Below are 668 nucleotides of genomic sequence, written 5' to 3' on the forward strand. Positions count from 1 at the left end.
CAGACGCCGCAGGAATTCTGGGATACGGCCTGCCTAGATCGTATCGGCGGCAAGTTAGCATGTCCGCCCACTTGGCAGGCTTGGAAACCGCTCGACTGACCCAACGAACAACGCCCTGGAGGGCAAGTTTATGTACCTGATGATCTTCGAGGATGGTGAGATTAAGTCTGCTGAGGAAGTAGGTATTGATGACACCCAGGCAGCCGATGATGGGTTGCTGGATCTGATCGATATCTCGGACCCATTCAACCCAACCCGCTACTGGGGAGGCGAATGGAAATCGGTGGAAGACGTGAACGACTGAACCACCCTCCAGAACAACCAGCGCCACGTCCGCCTGACGTAAAAGGCCCTATACCGGTGATGGTTGAGGCCCTGGGTGGTCAGGGCTAATCCGGTTAACCCACCCGGTCGCCTCGAAGAGGCCGCATCGGACGGCGATCTGCCCAGGCTGCACCCTGGGTTCTGTGCAGAAGAGTTCCGTTATGAGCTGGCGTGCCTGCTCCGACCGAACTAGATCGCCGTCCGATGCGGAAGTGAACACACCGCGAAAGCGGCCCCCTGCATCAACCCATGGGAATCAACACGGCGGTGAAAGTCCGCGCCGGAGACGTAACCGGCACGCAGATGCGGTGTTGGAAGCTGGGTTGAACGCTTCGGCGGCCCTG

Annotated in this window: 1 protein-coding gene; it reads left to right on the top strand. The window is 59.1% G+C overall.

Annotated features, from left to right (window positions below; translation table 11 throughout):
- The first annotated feature begins 130 nt into the window (after positions 1-130).
- Positions 131-304, top strand: coding sequence for a hypothetical protein (locus tag HAQ05_RS27980; RefSeq protein WP_190427654.1), 174 nt, complete (start codon positions 131-133; stop codon positions 302-304).
- Positions 305-668: the final 364 nt, after the last annotated feature.

It is taken from the genome of Pseudomonas typographi, assembly GCF_014694385.1.
Lineage (GTDB): Bacteria > Pseudomonadota > Gammaproteobacteria > Pseudomonadales > Pseudomonadaceae > Aquipseudomonas > Aquipseudomonas typographi.